Source organism: Paenibacillus sp. S33 (genome assembly GCF_053615415.1).
This window is the reverse complement of sequence record NZ_JBSIEZ010000001.1, coordinates 4,872,360-4,891,537: the sequence shown is the minus strand read 5'-3', so window position 1 is coordinate 4,891,537 and position 19,178 is coordinate 4,872,360. Positions and strand designations below refer to the sequence as shown.

At 39.9% G+C, this 19,178-nt stretch carries 17 protein-coding genes; all 17 read left to right on the top strand.

Going from position 1 to position 19,178, the window contains the following annotated elements:
• The first annotated feature begins 6 nt into the window (after positions 1-6).
• Complete coding sequence (locus ACWGXJ_RS22320; protein ID WP_452567610.1) at positions 7-1,536, top strand: coiled-coil domain-containing protein; 1,530 nt, start codon at positions 7-9, stop codon at positions 1,534-1,536.
• A 38-nt stretch (positions 1,537-1,574) separates the two neighbouring features.
• A complete protein-coding gene (locus ACWGXJ_RS22315; protein ID WP_452567943.1) occupies positions 1,575-3,803 on the top strand; it encodes a glycoside hydrolase family 99-like domain-containing protein in 2,229 nt (742 codons plus the stop codon).
• Positions 3,804-3,820: 17 nt separating this feature from the next.
• Positions 3,821-4,768: a glycosyltransferase family 2 protein gene (locus tag ACWGXJ_RS22310; protein ID WP_452567609.1), complete on the top strand. Its 948-nt coding sequence runs from the start codon at positions 3,821-3,823 to the stop codon at positions 4,766-4,768.
• 21 nt (positions 4,769-4,789) lie between these two features.
• Positions 4,790-5,533 carry a sugar phosphate nucleotidyltransferase gene (locus tag ACWGXJ_RS22305; RefSeq protein WP_452567608.1) on the top strand — a complete coding sequence of 248 codons (744 nt, stop codon included), beginning with the start codon at positions 4,790-4,792 and terminating at the stop codon, positions 5,531-5,533.
• 14 nt (positions 5,534-5,547) lie between these two features.
• Positions 5,548-6,087: a dTDP-4-dehydrorhamnose 3,5-epimerase gene (gene rfbC / locus ACWGXJ_RS22300; protein WP_452567607.1), complete on the top strand. Its 540-nt coding sequence runs from the start codon at positions 5,548-5,550 to the stop codon at positions 6,085-6,087.
• A 43-nt stretch (positions 6,088-6,130) separates the two neighbouring features.
• The gene (locus tag ACWGXJ_RS22295) at positions 6,131-8,233 is read left to right on the top strand and encodes a DUF3329 domain-containing protein (RefSeq protein WP_452567606.1); all 2,103 of its coding nucleotides are present in this window, start codon (positions 6,131-6,133) and stop codon (positions 8,231-8,233) included.
• A gap of 35 nt (positions 8,234-8,268) precedes the next feature.
• Complete coding sequence (locus ACWGXJ_RS22290; RefSeq protein WP_452567605.1) at positions 8,269-9,240, top strand: glycosyltransferase family 2 protein; 972 nt, start codon at positions 8,269-8,271, stop codon at positions 9,238-9,240.
• Entirely contained in the window at positions 9,237-9,668 is a 432-nt protein-coding gene (locus ACWGXJ_RS22285; protein WP_452567604.1) for a GtrA family protein, read from the top strand. Before ACWGXJ_RS22290 ends, ACWGXJ_RS22285 begins: the two co-directional genes overlap by 4 nt.
• 15 nt (positions 9,669-9,683) lie before the next feature.
• Positions 9,684-10,703 carry a dTDP-glucose 4,6-dehydratase gene (gene rfbB / locus ACWGXJ_RS22280; protein WP_452567603.1) on the top strand — a complete coding sequence of 340 codons (1,020 nt, stop codon included), beginning with the start codon at positions 9,684-9,686 and terminating at the stop codon, positions 10,701-10,703.
• Position 10,704: 1 nt separating this feature from the next.
• The gene (rfbD, locus tag ACWGXJ_RS22275) at positions 10,705-11,580 is read left to right on the top strand and encodes a dTDP-4-dehydrorhamnose reductase (protein ID WP_452567602.1); all 876 of its coding nucleotides are present in this window, start codon (positions 10,705-10,707) and stop codon (positions 11,578-11,580) included.
• A gap of 128 nt (positions 11,581-11,708) precedes the next feature.
• Positions 11,709-11,945: a hypothetical protein gene (locus tag ACWGXJ_RS22270; RefSeq protein ID WP_452567601.1), complete on the top strand. Its 237-nt coding sequence runs from the start codon at positions 11,709-11,711 to the stop codon at positions 11,943-11,945.
• 243 nt (positions 11,946-12,188) lie between these two features.
• Complete coding sequence (locus tag ACWGXJ_RS22265) at positions 12,189-12,281, top strand: putative holin-like toxin (RefSeq protein WP_219727884.1); 93 nt, start codon at positions 12,189-12,191, stop codon at positions 12,279-12,281.
• 370 nt (positions 12,282-12,651) lie between these two features.
• On the top strand, positions 12,652-13,560 hold the full coding sequence (locus ACWGXJ_RS22260) for a glycosyltransferase family 2 protein (protein WP_348620727.1): 909 nt from the start codon (positions 12,652-12,654) through the stop codon (positions 13,558-13,560).
• The gene (locus ACWGXJ_RS22255) at positions 13,557-14,957 is read left to right on the top strand and encodes an undecaprenyl-phosphate glucose phosphotransferase (protein ID WP_235306439.1); all 1,401 of its coding nucleotides are present in this window, start codon (positions 13,557-13,559) and stop codon (positions 14,955-14,957) included. Before ACWGXJ_RS22260 ends, ACWGXJ_RS22255 begins: the two co-directional genes overlap by 4 nt.
• Before the next feature lie 106 nt (positions 14,958-15,063).
• Entirely contained in the window at positions 15,064-15,936 is an 873-nt protein-coding gene (locus ACWGXJ_RS22250; protein ID WP_452567600.1) for a phosphatidylinositol-specific phospholipase C/glycerophosphodiester phosphodiesterase family protein, read from the top strand.
• A gap of 126 nt (positions 15,937-16,062) precedes the next feature.
• Complete coding sequence (locus ACWGXJ_RS22245) at positions 16,063-16,773, top strand: heptaprenylglyceryl phosphate synthase (protein ID WP_250266764.1); 711 nt, start codon at positions 16,063-16,065, stop codon at positions 16,771-16,773.
• A gap of 41 nt (positions 16,774-16,814) precedes the next feature.
• The gene (pcrA, locus tag ACWGXJ_RS22240; protein WP_069290489.1) at positions 16,815-19,139 is read left to right on the top strand and encodes a DNA helicase PcrA; all 2,325 of its coding nucleotides are present in this window, start codon (positions 16,815-16,817) and stop codon (positions 19,137-19,139) included.
• Positions 19,140-19,178: the final 39 nt, after the last annotated feature.

Genomic DNA, 19,178 nt, shown 5'->3' with positions numbered 1-19,178 from the left:
TAAGATATGGAAACTATTTATTCAAAATATAGTCGCGAACGTGCTCCTGAATATCAAATAAAAACAAGTATACATCAAGATGAATTTATGTATGTTTCCAAAACTGCATTAACAGATCGAGCAGTGGATCATATTAAGCGGATTTATTCAAACTATGAGTTACTTAAAGCTGTATACCAGCCTAGTAAACTTGTCAAACCGCTTTCTTATGAGAAAGGGTCAGTACTATTTGAGTACTTAGAAGGTAAAAGCCTAGACCAACTGATTCTTGAAGCAGTGATAAATAAGCAAAGAGATCTAGTATACGAAATACTGGGTTTGTTTACTGATTTCTTGGAGACCGTTGCAGAAGGTCATTATTGTGAATTTAGTAATACACCCGAGTTTATCAGTGTGTTTGGAGAAAAAAGTAAACTATTAGGTTTGAATAGTTTTACCATTGCTAACATTGATCTTAATCTAGATAACATACTTTTGGGTGATGATAACCAGCTTAGTATCATTGATTACGAGTGGGTGTATCTGTTTCCGATTCCTCTAAATTTCATTAAGTTTAGGGCGATTAATAGTTTCTATTATTCCCATTATGCCAGCTTGCAGAGCTTTATTTCCATTGAGGATATGTTTTCCTATGTCGGGGTCTCACAGGGGGAGATTCCAGATTACATTGATATGGCTAATAAATTCGCAGATAGGGTCGGAACTGAAAAAGAACTGCTGTTTTTGCAAAAATATCTAAAAAAGGCAGTCCAATTCAAGTTTATCGAACCAGCAGAATATACAGCTCAAATTTTTATAAGTGCAAATCAAGAACTTACTGAAGATAAAAGCATGTATTTTGAGATAGCTGAACCCGATCAGACGATTGCTTGTGATTTAACCCAGAAGGGTCAGATTAGTTGTGTCCGATTTGATCCAATGGAAGGCAGAGGAATTGTACGTATTGGGGAAGCGAGATTAATAGATCTTGAAGATAACATAGTACAAATTAGAGAATTCTCTTCGAATGCTGATTGGGCAGGTGGTGGATACTATGTTTTTCTTGATGATGACCCGCAAATATATTACCAGGTAGAAAAAAAGGAATACAAAAGGATAGAGTTTTCAATTGTCTATATTGAGGAATTCCCAGAAGGTTTAATGAAGGAAGTTCAAAAGAAAAATAACTTACTTCAGAATGAGATTTTAATAAATCAGAGCAATTTGTCCGCTCAAGAAGAAAAAATCAGTGAGTTGGTAGTTGAGAAAAATGAGCTTCTAGACACTTTAGATGAAATGGGTTTGAACTTAAGTATTGTAAAAGAAAATCTTAGTGACAAAGTAGAAAAAATCAATGTTTTAAATCATAAATTGGATTCGTCAAATCAGGAAATAAGCTCATTGCATCAAGAAATTCATGGATTACAACGGCAAATGCAAGAACTAACATGCTTGTTGACAAGTAGAGAGCAAACTATAAATGATATAACAAGCACAAGATGGTGGAAAATTCGTCTTTTTTACAAAAGAATTCTTCGGAAAAGCGTGGATAAATAATAAATTTTATATTTTAAGGAATGATTTAATTGAGAGAGATGGAAGTCGTTAATTTATTAGATATCAATAAAAATGGAGATAAGTGGGAAAGTTTTGGTAATGACCCTCAGATTTATTTGAAGGGTTCGTTTAAAAAAGGTTGGTATAAGATTAATTGTGAAGGTTCTTCGGAATCATTGAGGTTTCTTAAGCTGTATATCGACTATGGGGCCGGTTTTAGTGAAGATAATTCTTGCATCATCGGAAAGCTAGATCGTCAGAATTCGAATGGCAGGCCTTTTGAGTTTAAGCAAGATGTAGTGTCTCTGAGACTGGATCCTGGTGACTCTCCCGGCGTATTTTACATACAACGGATTGTTATAGAGAAGGTTGGAGTGCTTTCGATCTTAAATCAGGCTTTTCACAGCTACAAAGAATTAAATTCGGGAAATAACTCCAATTTGTTTGTTAAAATGTTTAAAAAATGGAGGCAAAACGGATTTAAGTGGATGTGGAATAGGGCTATCACATTGATGGCAAATAGGAATGATAATCAGGTTGGGAGATTTGAACCATACACGTATAAGGAAGGCACCCAAATTACCAACGTTCAATACCCTGTCAGACATTTGTTCTCTATCATTATTCCCGTGTACAAATTAAATCAGGCCTATCTGGAGTTTTGTTTAAGTTCTTTAACTAGCCAAACGTATTCCAATTTTGAAGTAATTATAATTTCAAGGGAAGAGATTGTTGAAAAACAATTTACGAGTGGCTTTGATTTGAGCAAAGTTCAGTTTATTCATACTGCTAATAGTATGTTTTTAGATATGGTAAGAGAGGCTAGTAAGATTGCACAAGGGGATTATATTACGGTATTGGAACAAGAGGATTTTCTATCTATTAATACATTACACCATTTAGCTTTAAATTCTATAGATAGTGAAGACTTGATTTTTACAAATGAAGACAGATTCCTTGATAACGGTGATCATTTTGCTCCTTTCTATAAAGAGGAACATTTAACTTCCGTAAAGTTAAATTCTAAGTTAGCTGGATCATTTATTGTGGTTCAGTCCACACTTTTTAAAGAAAAGGTTTTGCATGATGTTAAGGACTATGATTCTTTTATGGAAGAACTAGTTGCAAGTGCAATGAAAGTAAAACATATTTCTGAGTTTAGTTATCACAGAAGATCTACAGCATCCGCTTGGCCGGAAAACCAAAACAAAACAACAAATATTGTTTCTTTTTATTTGCCTCAGTTTCATGCAATTCCAGAGAATGATGAGTGGTGGGGAGAAGGGTTTACAGAGTGGAGAAATGTTCGTAAGGCGACACCTTTATTCAAGGAACATTATCAACCGCATGTTCCTTCAGATTTAGGATATTACAATTTGGTTGAGGATAGTGACATTCAGAAACGTCAAATAGAACTTGCTAAAAAATATGATATTTTTGGTTTTTGTTACTATTATTATTGGTTCGATGGCAAGAGGCTTTTAGAGAAGCCAATGAATGCTCTATTGGAAAATAAAGATTTGGATTTTCCTTTTTGTATTTGTTGGGCTAACGAGAGTTGGACAAGGCGATGGGATGGCCAAGAGAAAGAAATGCTTATGAAGCAAGTGCACGATGAAGACTCAGATAACAGATTTATTGAAGAAGTTATTCCTGTTTTAAAGGACAAAAGATATATCCGTATTGATGGTAAGGACCCCATATTGTTGATTTACAGAGCTGAATTGTTTCCTAATCTGAAAGCAACAGTCCATACATGGAAAGAAAAGTGTAAAGAAGAAGGCATCCCAAATCTTCATGTATGCATGGTACAGTCCTTTGGTCAAGTAGATCCAACGATCTACGGTTGTGATTCAGCAGTCGAGTTTCCGCCGCATGGTGTTTATGCCAACGAAATTTCTAAAACTATGAATGAGCTGGTTTCTGACTTCTCAGGAAACATTTACGATTATCGAGAAGTGGTAGATCGTTCACTTCAGAAAAAGAAGGCTGGGGACTTTACATGGTTTAGAGGTACTATGCTAAGCTGGGATAATACAGCAAGAAGAAAAAGTGCAGCTAATGTCTTTCACTATGCGAATCCTGTAGAGTATGAAAAATGGTTGGTAGGCCTGGTTGATTATACTCGGAGGTTTAGTCAAGATTCGGAACAAATGATTTTTGTTAACGCATGGAATGAATGGGCTGAAGGTACACACTTAGAGCCAGATCAAAAGTATGGGCATCAATATCTAGAGGTAACTAAGAGAGCATCCCGGATCCGATAATATTTGAGGAGAAAAATATGAATAATCAAGATACGCCTTTAGTTAGTGTTATTGTGCCGTCTTATAATTATGAAAAATATATTGAGGCTGCCTTAAAATCCATTTATGAGCAAACATACGATCAGCTTGAATTGGTGGTGATTGATGACAACTCGAAAGATAACAGTTGTCATATCATAAATGAACTGATTTATAGTGAAGCTTTTTTGGAAAGATTTAATAATCGCATAAAATTCATTTCGCACGATCAAAATCAAGGTGCTCACAATTCAATTAATGAAGGTATAAGGGTCTCACAAGGAGAATATGTAACAATACTAAATGCGGATGACTTGTTTGAGTCAAATCGGATAACACAATTAATTAAACATTTATTCGGTTCAGATTCAGATTTCGTTTTCTCGAGGATTAAAGTAATTGATGGAGAAGGAAATGATATTAGCACTGTATCCGACCAGGCTATAAGCTTCATTAATACTCAAAATTCGATAAAAAACTTTCCCAGTGTAGGGTGGTCTTTGATACCTCACAACACTGCTATTTCAACAGGAAATATATTATTCAGCAGAGACATTTTCGATAAGCTGAATGGATTCCGAAATTTGAAATATTGTCATGATTGGGACTTTGCTCTAAGGTGTTTGCTTTTATCAGAGCCCTTATTTGTTGAGACTACGTATTATTACTATCGCTTGCACGGCAATAATACTTTTTTGACATTAAATGACGTGGTAGACAAAGAAGTGAAGACAGTGCTGGGCTCCTATTTTAAATCGTGCAGAAAAAATAATGTTCTCAATAAATTGGCTCCTTCTCCTCAAAATTGGCCTGTACAATTCTTTGAGATACTTAAGAATTCGTCTATAATAAACTTTTGGTATTATTCTAGAACTATTGCAAACTCTTTTTTGCAATTTAAACAGAAGCGGATGGATTACAAAGACATTAAAAAGAACATCAAATAACACTAAACCTAGGAGGCTATTATGAAAGGAATAATATTAGCAGGGGGAACTGGAACACGGTTATACCCATTAACAAAGGTTACAAATAAGCATCTTCTTCCGGTAGGAAAATATCCAATGATCTTTCATGCAGTATATAAGCTGAAACAAGCTGATATTCAGGACATACTTATTGTCACAGGTAAAGAGCATATGGGCGATGTAGTGAACCTTTTAGGAAGTGGAAAGGAAATGGGGGTTACTTTTACCTATAAAGTGCAGGACGAAGCAGGCGGGATCGCCCAGGCGTTGGATCTAGCAGAGCAATTTGTGGGAGACGATCAAATGCTTGTTATTCTAGGTGATAATGTATTCGAAGATGACATATCTCCATATGTTCAAAACTTCCGTAATCAAGTGTCAGGTGCTAAATTGCTTTTGCAGCAGGTAGAAGATCCAAAACGCTTCGGTGTTGCAGAATTACAGGGAGATCGAATTGTTTCAATTGAGGAGAAGCCTCAAAAACCCAAAAGTGATTATGCGGTAACAGGTATTTATATGTTTGATCACAGCGTTTTTGATATTGTCAAAACTCTCAAACCTTCAGCACGTGGTGAATTGGAAATCACGGATGTAAACAATGCATACATTGCAAAAGGTGAGCTAACATTCGACATTCTTCAAGGTTGGTGGACCGATGCAGGTACACATGTCTCCCTTGCTAAAGCCAATGAACTTGCCAAAGAAAAAATATTCAGCGACGAGTTTGGGAAATTAAAATTATAAGGGGGGTTAATAATATGAAAGTACATGAGTTAAAACTGAAGGGTGCTCTGCTTATTGAACCGGTGGTTCATGGGGATCACCGAGGTTTTTTTATGGAAAGTTACAATCAAAATGTGATGAACAGCTTAGGAATTAATTATGAATTCACTCAAGATAATCATTCATTATCTGCTGAACCAGGCGTCCTTCGTGGTTTGCACTATCAACTATCCCCCAAAGCTCAGACTAAATTAGTTCGTGTTGTTGCTGGTGCTATTTATGATGTCATTGTAGATATTCGACGTGATTCGAAAACATTTGGGCAGTGGGTAGGAGTAATTCTCAGCCAATATAATAAGAAGCAATTATTGGTCCCAAAGGGATTTGCTCATGGTTTTTGCACATTAACACCAAACACGGAAGTCTTGTATAAAGTTGATGAATATTACTCTTCAGCACATGACCGAGGTATTTTGTGGAGTGATCCTGCGCTCGGAATTGATTGGCCCGTATCTAAGCCTATACTATCTCAGAAAGATGAATGCCATCCTTTATTGGGAGCTGCTGAGATTTAAATTTCTTTGCTTCAAAATCGGAATATAGAGGATGAATTTATTTATGAAGTTGGAAATAAAAGTGGATGATAAGTATTTAAATATATACCGTTTAATTATCATCACTTTGGCCGTGAGCATGTATTTATACATGCTCAGAATTAATTATTTTGTGCCGTACTGGAATGATGAGTTTGCCTACAGCTTTATTATGGGTACAAATCAAAAGATTGAAAGTTTAACTGATATTTTTCAATCTCAAAATTATTTGTACCATAATTGGACCGGAAGAGTAATAGTACACTTTTTTGTACAATTATTTCTATGGTTAGGTAAAGACGTATTCAATATTGTAAATGCGTTTTTTTATGTATTGTTGTTGTTTTTAATCTGCTCCTTCTCAAAAATAAGAAAATTTAACACTAGAGAAGATTTGGGTGTTTTCTTACTCGTTTCTTTGATGTGCTGGTTTATGCTTCCTGTTTTGGGTCAAACAGCTTTTTGGTTAGCAGGTTCCGTGAACTATCTCTGGGCTACTGTCTTTATTTTAATATTTTTATTCCCATATAGATTTCTTATTGATAACAAATATGTACTAAAAAATAATTTAATAACAATACTGACAATGTTTTTTTTGGGTATTTTAGCAGGTTGGAGTCAAGAAAATACTGCTGTAATAGCAGTAGCATTTGTAGGTATTTCTTTTTTTATTGCTCTAAAAAAGAAAATTGAACTGCCTTTATGGTTTTTTAGTGGAATTATTGGCTGCTTTATAGGGTTTGTTTATTTGGTACTGGCTCCAGGAAACAAAGTCAGAAAAGAAACTATGTACTTTAACGTTGGTTTTAAAGATCAGATAATTAACTTTTTACAAACTATGAAAGGAATATTGTTGCAAGACCAGAGATATTTATTCCTAATACTTTTTGTAGCGATATTATTTTATGTTTACAAAAACTATAAAAGCTCTAAAAGGGTTCTCTGGATTGCTTTACTAATTATGTTCACAGGCTTCCTTTCTTATGTAGCAATGGTGGCTTCTCCCGAATTTCCTCTTCGTGCAGCTTTTGGTGGGGCTGTAATGATTATTATTTCAATAACTATGATAGTAAAACCGAACAAGAAGCTACTTGTTGTTGTGTTGGTTGCATCCATTATTCCTTTATACATTACAATGCATAATGTGTATACTCAATATAAATTAATTGCAGAGGAAAGTGCTCAAAGACTTCAAATCGTGAATAAGAATCTAGAACAGGGGGAAAGGGTTGTAAAATTTCCAAAGTTAACAGCCAAAGAGAATAGCTATGTTTTTATTTATGATATTTCTTTAAATCCGAGTTATACTTCCAATGATCATTTTGCAAAATATTATAATTTAGCATCTGTTAGCATTGACAAGCCAACGATGATAGTTGAGTTGGAGAAACCAAAAATTAATATGTACCAGCTATACTATGATATTGGTGATGGTATCAATGAAAAGGATTCATCAAAAGCATATATTTATAATCAAGCTGATGGGAATAGACTGTTCTTTGAACTGCCCAATAAGCCAATTTATAGTTTCAGATTAGATCCCGGTATTTTAACAAATCAGAATGTACAAATAAAGAGTATCGAATTCGATAATAATAATGTTCATCTGAAATATGATGCAAAAAAGTTGGAAGGTCTATTTTATCCACTTCATGATATTTCCAAGATAAAAGCAGAGAGTGGTATATTAAACATATACACTAATGGGTATGATCCGCAGTTGAAATTTATAAATGATTATACAGAAGATGTTGATATTCAGGTTGAATTTAAGGATCCTCAAACTGATATTTTTCAACTGTTTTATGACAAGGGGAATGGCTTTAACGAAAAGGATTCCATCAGTCAGCAACTAGATCATAAGAAAGTATTTAAAACTAGTATTCCATTAAATCATATTCAAAAGTTCAGATTTGACATAGGAACTACCCCCCATAAGTTAGTACCTATTAAATCAATTATTATTACAGAGAAAAATAAAAAAGCCTTGGTTCTTAAGGGGAGTGCGCTACGTAACAAAATCAAGGAAACTGCACAAGTTGAGTTAAAGGGTTCTGATGGCGATTTCACTAACTTATACACTGAGGGGGTCGATCCATATATTCAAGTTGGGGATTTAGATCACTAGAAGTAAGTAGGCTTGAATTAAGAGGGGATATAAGAATGAAATTTAAGATGTCATTAGTTGTACCTATGTATAATGAAATTGACAACATTGATTTTTTTTATGAACGTATTTCAGAAGTACTAAATAAGCATAACTATGATTATGAAATCATATGTATTAATGATGGTAGCAAAGACAATACGCATGCTAGATTAAGAGAAATTGCCTCTACTGATTACAGAATCAAGGTCATTGATTTGTCTAGAAATTTTGGTAAGGAAATTGCAATGAGTGCAGGTTTGAAATATTCTAGAGGGGATATAGTAATCCCCATAGATGCCGATTTGCAAGATCCACCTGAACTCATTCCCTTGATGGTTGAAAAGTGGCAAGAAGGATACGATGTCGTCTATGCAACAAGAACTAAAAGGGATGGAGAGACTTTCATAAAGAAAGCAACAGCCAGTTTTTTTTATAAATTTATAAGACGAATAACGAAAATAGATATTCCGGCCGATACTGGGGATTTTCGTTTGATGTCTAGACAAGTTGTTAATGCTGTAAATAACTTACCAGAAAGTCACCGATTTATGAAGGGGCTTTTTAGTTGGGTAGGATTTAAACAGACAAGTATATCGTATCTTCGGGATGCAAGATTTGCTGGGAAAACCAGTTTTAATTATTGGAAGTTATGGAATTTTGCTATTGAAGGGATTACATCTTTTAGCTTTGCTCCTCTACAACTTGCTATGTATTTAGGCTTCATTGTGTCAATTTTTGCATTGATCCGTGCACTTTTTTTAATGATAAATACATTAATATATGGAAATCCGGTTCCCGGCTATCCATCTCTTATGGTTACTGTATTGTTTTTGGGGGGAGTTCAGTTAATTACTATTGGAATCATTGGAGAATATATTGGTCGTGTATATGGTGAGAGTAAACGTAGACCGCTATTTCTTGTAAGAGAAACTATAAATATTGAAATAGAAGCTCAGCAACAAGAAAAAGAGCCCTATAATTTATGAATATTATAAAAAGATTTGAGTTCCTGAGATTTCTTTTAGTAGGGGTTATTAATACTTTAATTGGTTTGTCTAGTATTTATCTTTTTTATAATTTATTTCATTTTAATTATTGGATTTCAACAAGTTGTGGAAATATAATTGGTGGAATTTGTAGTTTTTTTCTGAATAGGAATTTTACTTTCAAGGTGAATGAATGGTATTTAAGTCAGACTTTGAAATTTACCTTTGTAACTATACTTTCTTATGTAACCTCTTATTTCATAGGGTATTTTTTAATGCCATTATTGGAGTATATGGATAAATTATTGATTTTAAATGTTATAGGAGTTGGGAACGTTTCGATTTTAATTGCATCGGGTCTCTACACAGTGTTTAATTACTTTGGGCATAAGTACTATACGTTTAATACTAAAATAATGGATAATTAAATTTAGGAGGTCAGTATGAAACTTCTTGTCACCGGCGGGGCCGGATTTATAGGCAGTAACTTTGTATTGTATATGTTAAAACAGCATCCGGATTATGAAATTGTAAATATAGATGCTCTTACCTATGCAGGTAACCTGGAAAATTTGAAATCCATTGAAAATAACCCCAAGCATAGCTTCATCAAAGCAGATATTACCGACGCACAAGCGATTGACCAACTGATGCAGCAGGGGATTGATGTGGTGGTTAATTTTGCAGCGGAGTCACATGTGGATCGGAGTATTCTGGAACCGGAAGTGTTTGTGAAAACAAACGTATTGGGTACGCAAGTGCTACTGGACGCGGCCAAGAAATATAACGTGACCAAGTTTGTACAGGTATCAACAGATGAGGTGTATGGATCTTTGGGAGAAACAGGCTTGTTTACGGAGGAAACTCCGTTGCAGCCTAATAGTCCTTATTCTGCATCCAAGGCAGGCGGCGATCTGCTAGTTCGTGCATATCATGAAACCTTCGGTTTACCAGTGAACATCACGCGTTGTTCTAACAACTACGGTCCATATCAGTTTCCTGAAAAATTGATCCCGCTAATGATCTCACGTGCATTGAGCGACCAACAGCTACCTGTATACGGGGATGGCTTGAACATTCGCGACTGGTTGTATGTAGAGGATCATTGCAGCGCAATTGATCTAGTCATTCATCAGGGTAAACTGGGTGAAGTATACAATATCGGGGGGAATAACGAGCGGACAAATGTGCATATCGTCAAAACAGTATTAGAGGAGCTGGGCAAGCCAGAATCTCTGATTTCGTATGTGCAGGATCGTCCAGGACATGACCGCCGTTATGGCATTGATCCAACGAAGACCATGAATGAGCTGGGCTGGAAGCCAAAGCACTCTTTTGAAACAGGCATTAAAGAAACGATTCGCTGGTATTTAGACAACGAAGAATGGTGGACTCGTATTCAATCCGGCGAATACCAACAATACTATGCTAAACAGTACGGTTCCCTCTTGGGGGATGCGTAAAATGAAGGTGCTGGTTACTGGAGCATCCGGTCAACTTGGTAAAGATGTAGTAAACGTTTTTCAGGATCAAGGACATGATGTTCTTGGATATGATCGGGAACAGCTGGATATCACGGATTTGGAGCAGGCTGTGAAGATCGTGGAACAGTACCAACCTGATGCCGTAATCCACTGTGCAGCGTATACGGCTGTGGATGCAGCGGAGACCGATGTAGACGGGGCTTATCAAGTCAACGCGGCAGGTACACGTAATATGGCAATGGCTGCGGAAAAGGTTGGAGCCAAGCTGGTTTATATCAGCACAGATTATGTGTTCGATGGAACGGCAAAACAGCCGTATCATGAGTACGATAATACCAATCCGCAGAGTATCTACGGAAAGTCCAAACGGGCGGGGGAGGTATTGACCCAAACACTTTCCTCTAGGTATTTTATTGTTCGTACATCTTGGGTATATGGATTGTACGGGAACAATTTTGTTAAAACGATGCTGAAGCTTGGACAGGAGAAGCCGCTCCTCCAGGTAGTGAATGATCAGAAGGGTTCACCTACCTATACGGTGGATCTGGCACGCTTTTTGGCGGAATTGATTCAAACGGAGAAGTACGGCGTATACCATGCATCCAATAGCGGCTCCTGTACCTGGTATGAATTTACGCAAGCTATTTTACAGGATGCGGCGGAAATATTAGATGCCAAGATTACAGCGAAATTGGAGCCATGTAGCACAGAGCAATTCCCCAGACCGGCAGCGCGGCCACGTAACTCTGTTATGGAGCATATAGCGATCCGGACAAATGGGTTACATGATTTACGTTCTTGGCGTGAGGGATTGCGGGATTTCTTAAAAGAGTATCTGGCAAGTTCGAGTAAGTAAAGGCACATTATATCTATAGCGATCTCCCATCATATCATGATTGGGAGATTTTATTATGTAGCCACATATGTCAATCAAGTTCAATGACATTCGATTATTACGCTTTTTGTCATCAGGGTGATGTATGGATGCCGAACAAACTTGCTCAGGCAGCTGACATCCCCCGACCTGTATCCTTCTATAATGCTCTCATTGAAAATGTATGTGTAGGTTGTACCGTGGTGATCAATAAAGAGACACTCCAACTCGTGAAAAAGGGAATTCCGACTTCTTTGGATAACATTATTATGCATGACTGGTGGATTTACTTATGCACCTCCTCTTTTGGTGAGGTTGTTTTTGACCCCAAGCCGTGCATTTTATAGGCAGTCACGGTTAGACAACTGGATTTATAAGTTGGTTTTCGTATTGAGGAAGTTATAGAGGTATGGAAAGAAAAAATATTGAAACTTTTTTCCATATATAAGCGTCAAATAGTCAAAGGTGCAAATGAATACTAGATAAAATACCATCGAATGCGTGTTCCTTTATGGAAAAATATAGTATAATTGAAACGTGCAACCGATAGAGCTGGCAAGGGCGGTCGGCTAACTCTCCCGAGGAGGGGGGTGAAGCCTGTGACAGTGTTTGAGGCGCTCAGTTTAATGCTGACGTTCGGGGCGTTAATCGTCACACTGTTAGAGTTTAACAAACGAAAATAGACCGCCCCCGCAAGGAAGGGTCTATTTTCGGCCTGATTGTTCCAAAACCGTCCGCTCTTGGAGCGTTGGTTGCGCAGGGCTGGCTGGCACCAGCCCTTTTTCCATGTATATCTTACCACGATGAATTTTAGACCTCAACCGAGGATTTTACAAAAATCTAATAAACGACTTCCAATGAACAATATATAGATCGAAATGGTTTCGTTTGTCTATATTTGCACTTTGGAGCCACTAGAATCGAATTTTTTGAAATTCTGCTAACTATGTAAGGTTACAAGTTATGTGCTTTTTTGCGCCCCGTGGTCTGCGCGGTATGCTATAATAGGCGATAGTAGAATAGATTACTGAATTTGTCAGGAGCGTTTTAAATATGGATGTAAGCATACTGGTCGTCAACTATAATACGTGTCGATTGACGCTGGATTGTTTGCAATCGGTGTATGCGTCAAAGTCGCAGTACCGATATGAAGTGATTGTGATTGATAATCACTCTAGTGACGGATCTGTTGAGGCTATTCGTGCTGCATACCCGGAGATTACGTTGATAGCCAATAAGAATAATACAGGTTTTGCCAAGGCGAACAACCAGGGGATGGAAGTAGCCAGCGGGCGTTATGTATTGTTATTGAACTCCGATACGTTGGTGCAACCGGACACGCTGGATACAATGATTCAGTTTATGGATACGCATCCGGAGATGGGGGCATCGGGCTGTAAGGTCATCTTGCCGGATGGATCATTGGACAAGGCTTGTAAGCGAGGATTTCCAACGCCGTCAGCTTCTTTTTACTACGCTTTCGGCTGGTCGAAGCGTTACCCGGATAACCCGAAGTACAATCAATATCAGCTTGGGCATCTAAGCCCGGATGATGAGTATCCAGTAGATGTACTGGTAGGTGCTTTTATGCTGGTGCGCCGGGAGACGATTGACCAGGTCGGTGGCTTGGATGAAACCTTTTTTATGTATGGTGAGGATATTGATTGGTGTTACCGGATTAAGCAAGCCGGGTGGGGCATTTACTACTACCCGCGCACATATATTATTCATATCAAAGGGGGCAGCGCTCGCCGTCGTCCTTTGAAAATTATTTATGAGTTTCATAGAGCTATGTGGGTATTTCATCGTAAGCATTATAAACAGCAATACAGTTGGATCACCAATATGGCTGTATATGCGGGAATTACCGTGAAATTTGGAATGGCCTTTCTAAAAAATAAGTTGTCCGCACCGGTCAAGCCGGACGGCGGGGAACAATCTCGTACTGAGGTGAAAGCATGATACGCAGAAATCAGCGTTTTTTAACCCAATTATATATTGTGGCGGATTTCGCGGTCATTCAGTTGTCCTTTCTGATCGCTTGGTTTTTCAAATTTGAAAGTGAATGGATCACCTATACAGAACCGCTTCCTATTCAAGTATATGGAGGCTGGAGCTTAATCTACGGCCTGATTGCCGTAGTGCTGGGGATGTTATTTTCGCTCTATTCGCCCAAACGCAAAAAACGATTTGCAGATGATGTATTTCGCGTCACCCAGATTCATATCGTTGGCCTGTTCGTGCTGTTGAGTGTGATGTTCTTCGTGAAACAAATCGACATTTCGCGGTCCTATCTGGCGATCTATATGGTTGGGAATGTGCTGCTTATTTTGTTTTACCGGTTCTTTTTAAAGCAAGTTCTTAAAGCTCTCCGTCAAAAAGGGTACAACAAGCAGTTCATGCTTATTCTCGGGGCGGGTACTCTAGGCCAACGATTTTATCATAATCTTGGACAGTATCCTGATCTAGGATACGAGGTCGTGGGTTTTCTGGATGATAAGCGGCATTGGAGTGAAGAGGAAGCGGCGCATTTCCGCCCGATTCTTGGAGGCTTAGATCAATTGGAGGCTACGCTGTCGCGTCTGATGATTGACGAGGTCATTCTGGCGCTTCCGTTGGATGCCCATGATAAGTACCCCAAGATTATCAACATGTGTGAAAAGGCTGGAGTGCGCACGCTTATAATCCCCGACTTTTTCGATTATTTGCCGGCTCGTCCGTACTTTGATAACTTTGCAGGTATGCCGATGATTAATGTACGGGATATTCCACTGGATGTGGCGGGGAATCGATTGTTTAAGCGTCTATTCGATATTTTATTCTCTTTATTCGCGATTCTTCTGACCTCTCCGATCATGCTGGCAGTGGCGATTGGTGTAATGATCACATCCAGAGGGCCCATCATTTTTAAGCAAGAGCGGGTGGGCTTGAATCGTCGCACCTTCCGAATGTACAAATTTCGTTCGATGAAGGTGCTGCCTCCTGGAACTGAAGATACGGGCTGGACGACTGCTAATGACCCAAGACGCACACGTTTTGGTACTTTTATTCGTAAAACGAGTCTCGACGAGCTGCCTCAATTTTTCAACGTTCTGCTGGGTGATATGAGTGTCGTTGGTCCACGCCCAGAACGACCCTATTATGTGGATCAGTTCCGTGAGGAAATTCCAAAATACATGGTGAAGCATCATGTTCGTCCTGGAATCACAGGCTGGGCACAGAGCAACGGGTTGCGTGGAGATACATCTATTGAGGAACGGATTAAGCATGACATCTTCTATATTGAGAACTGGTCGCTCTTATTTGATATTAAAATTATTTTCCGCACGATTCGCAACGGTTTCAAGAACGCGTATTAATACAGAAGCACCCTTCGGTTTAGCCGGAGGGTGCTTTTGCGTCTGGCAGTTGTTTTGAGCATGCGTATGTGGGGTATTGACCTGTACGAAAAGGATGTGACACCCCATGAAACGATTGATTGTTGCGGTTATTCTTTTAATGTTAATCGGCACATTTTTACTGGCATACAAAGGAAAATCTACAGAAGAACATACTGGCTTTACCGCGCACCGTGTGATTTCGCATGCCATGGGAGCCGTTGATGGTTTGGCCTATACTAATGCGCGTGAAGCGTTTGTGGAAAATTATAAAAAAGGCAGCCGCGTATTCGAGGTCGACCTGATGTTTACATCGGATGGACAATTGGTGGCGCGCCATGAATGGACAGAATCTTTTACAGAGCAAATGCAACAGGAACATGCAGTTGCTACGGAACAGGGCGGGAAACCTTGGAGCTATCATCAATTTAAGAACACCCCCATACACGGTTCCTATACCCCAGTAGATTGGAAGGATGTATTGGATTTATTGGAAACATACCCGGATGCTTATATTGTGACCGATACGAAAGAACAGGACCCTGTCCAAATCAAACAGTTGTTTGCACAACTGACCCGTCAGGCACAGGAGAAAAATCCCGAGCTTTTGTCCCGTATTGTTCCTCAAATTTATAATGAAGAAATGTTGCGGACGTTACGAAGTATTTATCCTTACCCATCCGTTATTTATACGCTCTATGCCACAGAAGATAAGGACGACCAGATCATTCGATTTGTACAACAAAATGATATAACGGCAGTAACTTTACCAGAGAATCGGGTGAGTGGTGCTTTAGTGGAAAGTTTGCGTCAGGCAGGGGCAGTGTGCTATGTAAATACCATTAATGAGTTGAAGGATGCGGCTGAGTATGAACAGATGGGTGTACGAGGTTTCTATACAGATAGTTTAACGGAAAAAGAACTTAGTGAACGCAGTTGGATGTATGCGCTACGACCATAAGTTGTCTGAACGGGGTGTTCCCATTTGATACGAACATTGACACCTTTTAAGCACTATCATAGACTTAGCATAGAACGCTTTTGGATATTGGAATTCGGCTCGCCTGGATCATGACAAAAGCAATGAATGCTGGAGGAATGTGTGTTGGCAGATTCAATTCAATCATGGAGGCATGTGTTTAAGCTTGATCCTGACAAGGAACTGGATGATGGTGCGCTTGACGCCGTGTGTATGTCTGGTACGGATGCGATTATGGTAGGAGGTTCCTCAGGTATTACCTATGAAAATACGGTGGATTTGCTGTCGCGAGTTCGGCGTTATGAGGTGCCGTGTGTGCTTGAGGTGTCCGATCTGGAGGCTGTAGTGCCAGGGTTTGATCTATATATGATTCCTATGGTACTGAATACTACTGACAGTAATTGGATTCTAGGGCAGCACCAACGTGCGATTGAACAGTTTGGTTATATGATCCCGTGGGATTTGCTTGTGGCGGAAGGATATATTGTTTTGAACGGTGATTCTACGGTCGCTAAGCTTACCGGAGCAGATACTTCGCTGGGTGCTACATCAGCCGCCTCATATGCACAGATTGCTGACAAGCTCATGCATCTACCGATTGTATATGTGGAATATAGCGGTGCTTTTGGGGATATGGAGCTGGTGCAGAAAATACATCGCAGTACGGAGCGCTCTCGTGTCCTATACGGGGGAGGTATCGTGGATAAATCTACCGCGTTACAAGCGGCTGCCGTTTGTGACACCATTGTAGTAGGAAACATCATTTATCGTGACTTGGCGAAAGCGCTGGAGACGGTAGCTGTGAAATTGGAAGTATAGAACGTGAATTTATGGAAGCTCAGGGAAAGGAGCATGCACGCATGCAATCAATAGATATACACGAGGCGGTAGCTCGCCTTAATCCGCCTCAGCGTCAGGCTGTGGAGGCGGTAGATGGTCCGCTGCTGATTATGGCTGGCGCAGGCAGTGGTAAAACACGGGTGCTCACGCACCGAATAGCCTACCTCATCGCGACCCGCAAGACGGCTCCATGGGGCATTTTGGCGATTACCTTTACGAACAAGGCCGCGCGTGAGATGCAGGATCGCGTATCCAAGCTGATTGGCCCACAGGGAAGAGATGTATGGGTATCCACCTTCCACTCGATGTGTGTGCGTATTTTACGTCGGGATATCGAGCGGATTGGATTTACCTCGAATTTCAGCATTTTGGATTCTACGGATCAATTGTCTGTCATTCGGAGCTGCATGAAGGATCTGAATATAGACACCAAAAAGTTTGAACCCAAAGCGGTCCAGTCTATGATGAGTACGGCTAAAAATGAACTGGTCACTCCCGAAATGTATGAACGCAAGATTGGCGACTATTTTGAGGGGATTGTGGCGAAGGTATATACCAAGTACCAACAACGACTCAAAAATAACAACTCTCTTGATTTTGATGATTTGATCATGGCAACGATTCAGCTTTTTAAAGAAGTACCTGAGGTACTGGACTTCTATCAGAAGAAATTTCAATACATTCATGTTGATGAATATCAGGATACGAACCGTGCGCAGTACATGCTGTGCAAAATGCTGGCCGACAAGCATCACCGGATTTGCGTAGTAGGTGACAGTGACCAATCCATCTATCGGTGGCGGGGTGCGGATATTAGCAACATTTTGAATTTTGAAGAGGACTACCCGGAAGCGCGCACCATTTTGCTGGAGCAGAACTACCGGTCCACCTCAAATATTCTCAATGCTGCCAACGAAGTTATTGGTCAAAATACAGGCCGCAAGCCGAAAAAACTATGGACTGACAAAGAAGGCGGAGCCAAGATTAAAGTTTATCGTGCTGACTCTGAGCATGATGAGGGCTATTTTATCGCCTCCGAAATTCATAAGAATATTAATGCGGGCAAAACCTATAGCCATCATGCCATTTTGTACCGTACGAATGCTCAGTCTCGGGTTGTCGAGGAAATTTTGATTAAATCGGATATTCCTTACCAGATCGTGGGCGGTATCAAGTTCTATGATCGGAAGGAAATTAAGGATTTGCTGGCGTATCTTCGCCTGCTCTCCAATCCTGACGACGACATCAGCTTGATCCGAATCATTAATGTGCCAAAACGAAGCATCGGAGACACAACCGTCGGCAAATTGCAGGCAGCTGCAGCAGAACGTGGAGTTTCAATTTTTCGTGTCCTTCAAGTTGTAGACGATTTGGGCTTTGCAGGACGTACGCGCAATGCGTTGGTAGAGTTTTACGATATGATCGAAGGTTTAAGTCGGATGGTAGACTACCTGTCAGTTACCGAGTTAACAGAAAAAATGCTGGAAACCACCCAGTATCGCTTGGAGCTGCAAAACGAGAATACACTCGAGTCGCGCTCACGTTTGGAGAATATTGATGAGTTCCTGTCGGTAACCATGGAATTTGAAAAAGGAGCGGAAGACAAGTCACTCGTCTCCTTCCTGACCGACCTTGCTCTGATTGCCGATATTGATTCCATGAATGACGATGAAGAAGAGCAAAGCGATGCGGTTGTATTGATGACCATGCATAGCGCCAAAGGATTGGAGTTTCCCATCGTATTTATTGTCGGTATGGAGGAGGGAGTATTCCCTCATAGTCGTGCCTTTCTGGATAACGAAGAGCTGGAGGAAGAGCGCAGATTGGCGTATGTCGGGATCACCCGTGCAGAGGAGCAACTGTTCCTTACATGCGCACAGATGCGCACTCTGTTTGGCCGCACCACAGCTAACCCGCCTTCCCGCTTTCTCGAAGAGATTCCGGACGAGTTAAAAGAGGATACGATCATCAAACGTGACCGCTACCGTCGTTCAGGCAATGTAGGCGGATCTTATGGTGGGCGCGGACTGAATAAAGGTAGTGGCAGCAACTTTGGTGGAGAACGCTCGTTTGATACGATGAGCCGTAGTGGTTCGTCCGCTTCCGCGTCACCCCGAGTAACAGTAACGACATCTTCATCCACGAAACCCACTCCGGCTGCTTCGGCAGGAGGTCCCTCCATTTTTGCTGCTGGAGACAAGGTACAGCATGGTAAATGGGGGATTGGAACTATTGTAGCTGTAAAAGGGACGGGCAATGATATGGAGCTTCAAATTGCTTTCCCGGCTCCAGTAGGGGTTAAACGACTGTTAGCTGGCTTTGCACCGATTACAAAAGTAGAATAAATCTCAAACATCATTAAATCTCGAACCTCATGAGTGGCA

What these genes read in the sequence shown, in the direction of transcription:
- ACWGXJ_RS22320 (WP_452567610.1), top strand. Translation starts at nt 7, where the DNA reads ATGGAAACTATTTATTCAAAATATAGTCGCGAACGTGCTCCTGAATAT.
- ACWGXJ_RS22315 (WP_452567943.1), top strand. Translation starts at nt 1,575, where the DNA reads ATGGAAGTCGTTAATTTATTAGATATCAATAAAAATGGAGATAAGTGG.
- ACWGXJ_RS22310 (WP_452567609.1), top strand. Translation starts at nt 3,821, where the DNA reads ATGAATAATCAAGATACGCCTTTAGTTAGTGTTATTGTGCCGTCTTAT.
- ACWGXJ_RS22305 (WP_452567608.1), top strand. Translation starts at nt 4,790, where the DNA reads ATGAAAGGAATAATATTAGCAGGGGGAACTGGAACACGGTTATACCCA.
- rfbC (WP_452567607.1), top strand. Translation starts at nt 5,548, where the DNA reads ATGAAAGTACATGAGTTAAAACTGAAGGGTGCTCTGCTTATTGAACCG.
- ACWGXJ_RS22295 (WP_452567606.1), top strand. Translation starts at nt 6,131, where the DNA reads ATGAAGTTGGAAATAAAAGTGGATGATAAGTATTTAAATATATACCGT.
- ACWGXJ_RS22290 (WP_452567605.1), top strand. Translation starts at nt 8,269, where the DNA reads ATGAAATTTAAGATGTCATTAGTTGTACCTATGTATAATGAAATTGAC.
- ACWGXJ_RS22285 (WP_452567604.1), top strand. Translation starts at nt 9,237, where the DNA reads ATGAATATTATAAAAAGATTTGAGTTCCTGAGATTTCTTTTAGTAGGG.
- rfbB (WP_452567603.1), top strand. Translation starts at nt 9,684, where the DNA reads ATGAAACTTCTTGTCACCGGCGGGGCCGGATTTATAGGCAGTAACTTT.
- rfbD (WP_452567602.1), top strand. Translation starts at nt 10,705, where the DNA reads ATGAAGGTGCTGGTTACTGGAGCATCCGGTCAACTTGGTAAAGATGTA.
- ACWGXJ_RS22270 (WP_452567601.1), top strand. Translation starts at nt 11,709, where the DNA reads ATGCCGAACAAACTTGCTCAGGCAGCTGACATCCCCCGACCTGTATCC.
- ACWGXJ_RS22260 (WP_348620727.1), top strand. Translation starts at nt 12,652, where the DNA reads ATGGATGTAAGCATACTGGTCGTCAACTATAATACGTGTCGATTGACG.
- ACWGXJ_RS22255 (WP_235306439.1), top strand. Translation starts at nt 13,557, where the DNA reads ATGATACGCAGAAATCAGCGTTTTTTAACCCAATTATATATTGTGGCG.
- ACWGXJ_RS22250 (WP_452567600.1), top strand. Translation starts at nt 15,064, where the DNA reads ATGAAACGATTGATTGTTGCGGTTATTCTTTTAATGTTAATCGGCACA.
- ACWGXJ_RS22245 (WP_250266764.1), top strand. Translation starts at nt 16,063, where the DNA reads ATGCTGGAGGAATGTGTGTTGGCAGATTCAATTCAATCATGGAGGCAT.
- pcrA (WP_069290489.1), top strand. Translation starts at nt 16,815, where the DNA reads ATGCAATCAATAGATATACACGAGGCGGTAGCTCGCCTTAATCCGCCT.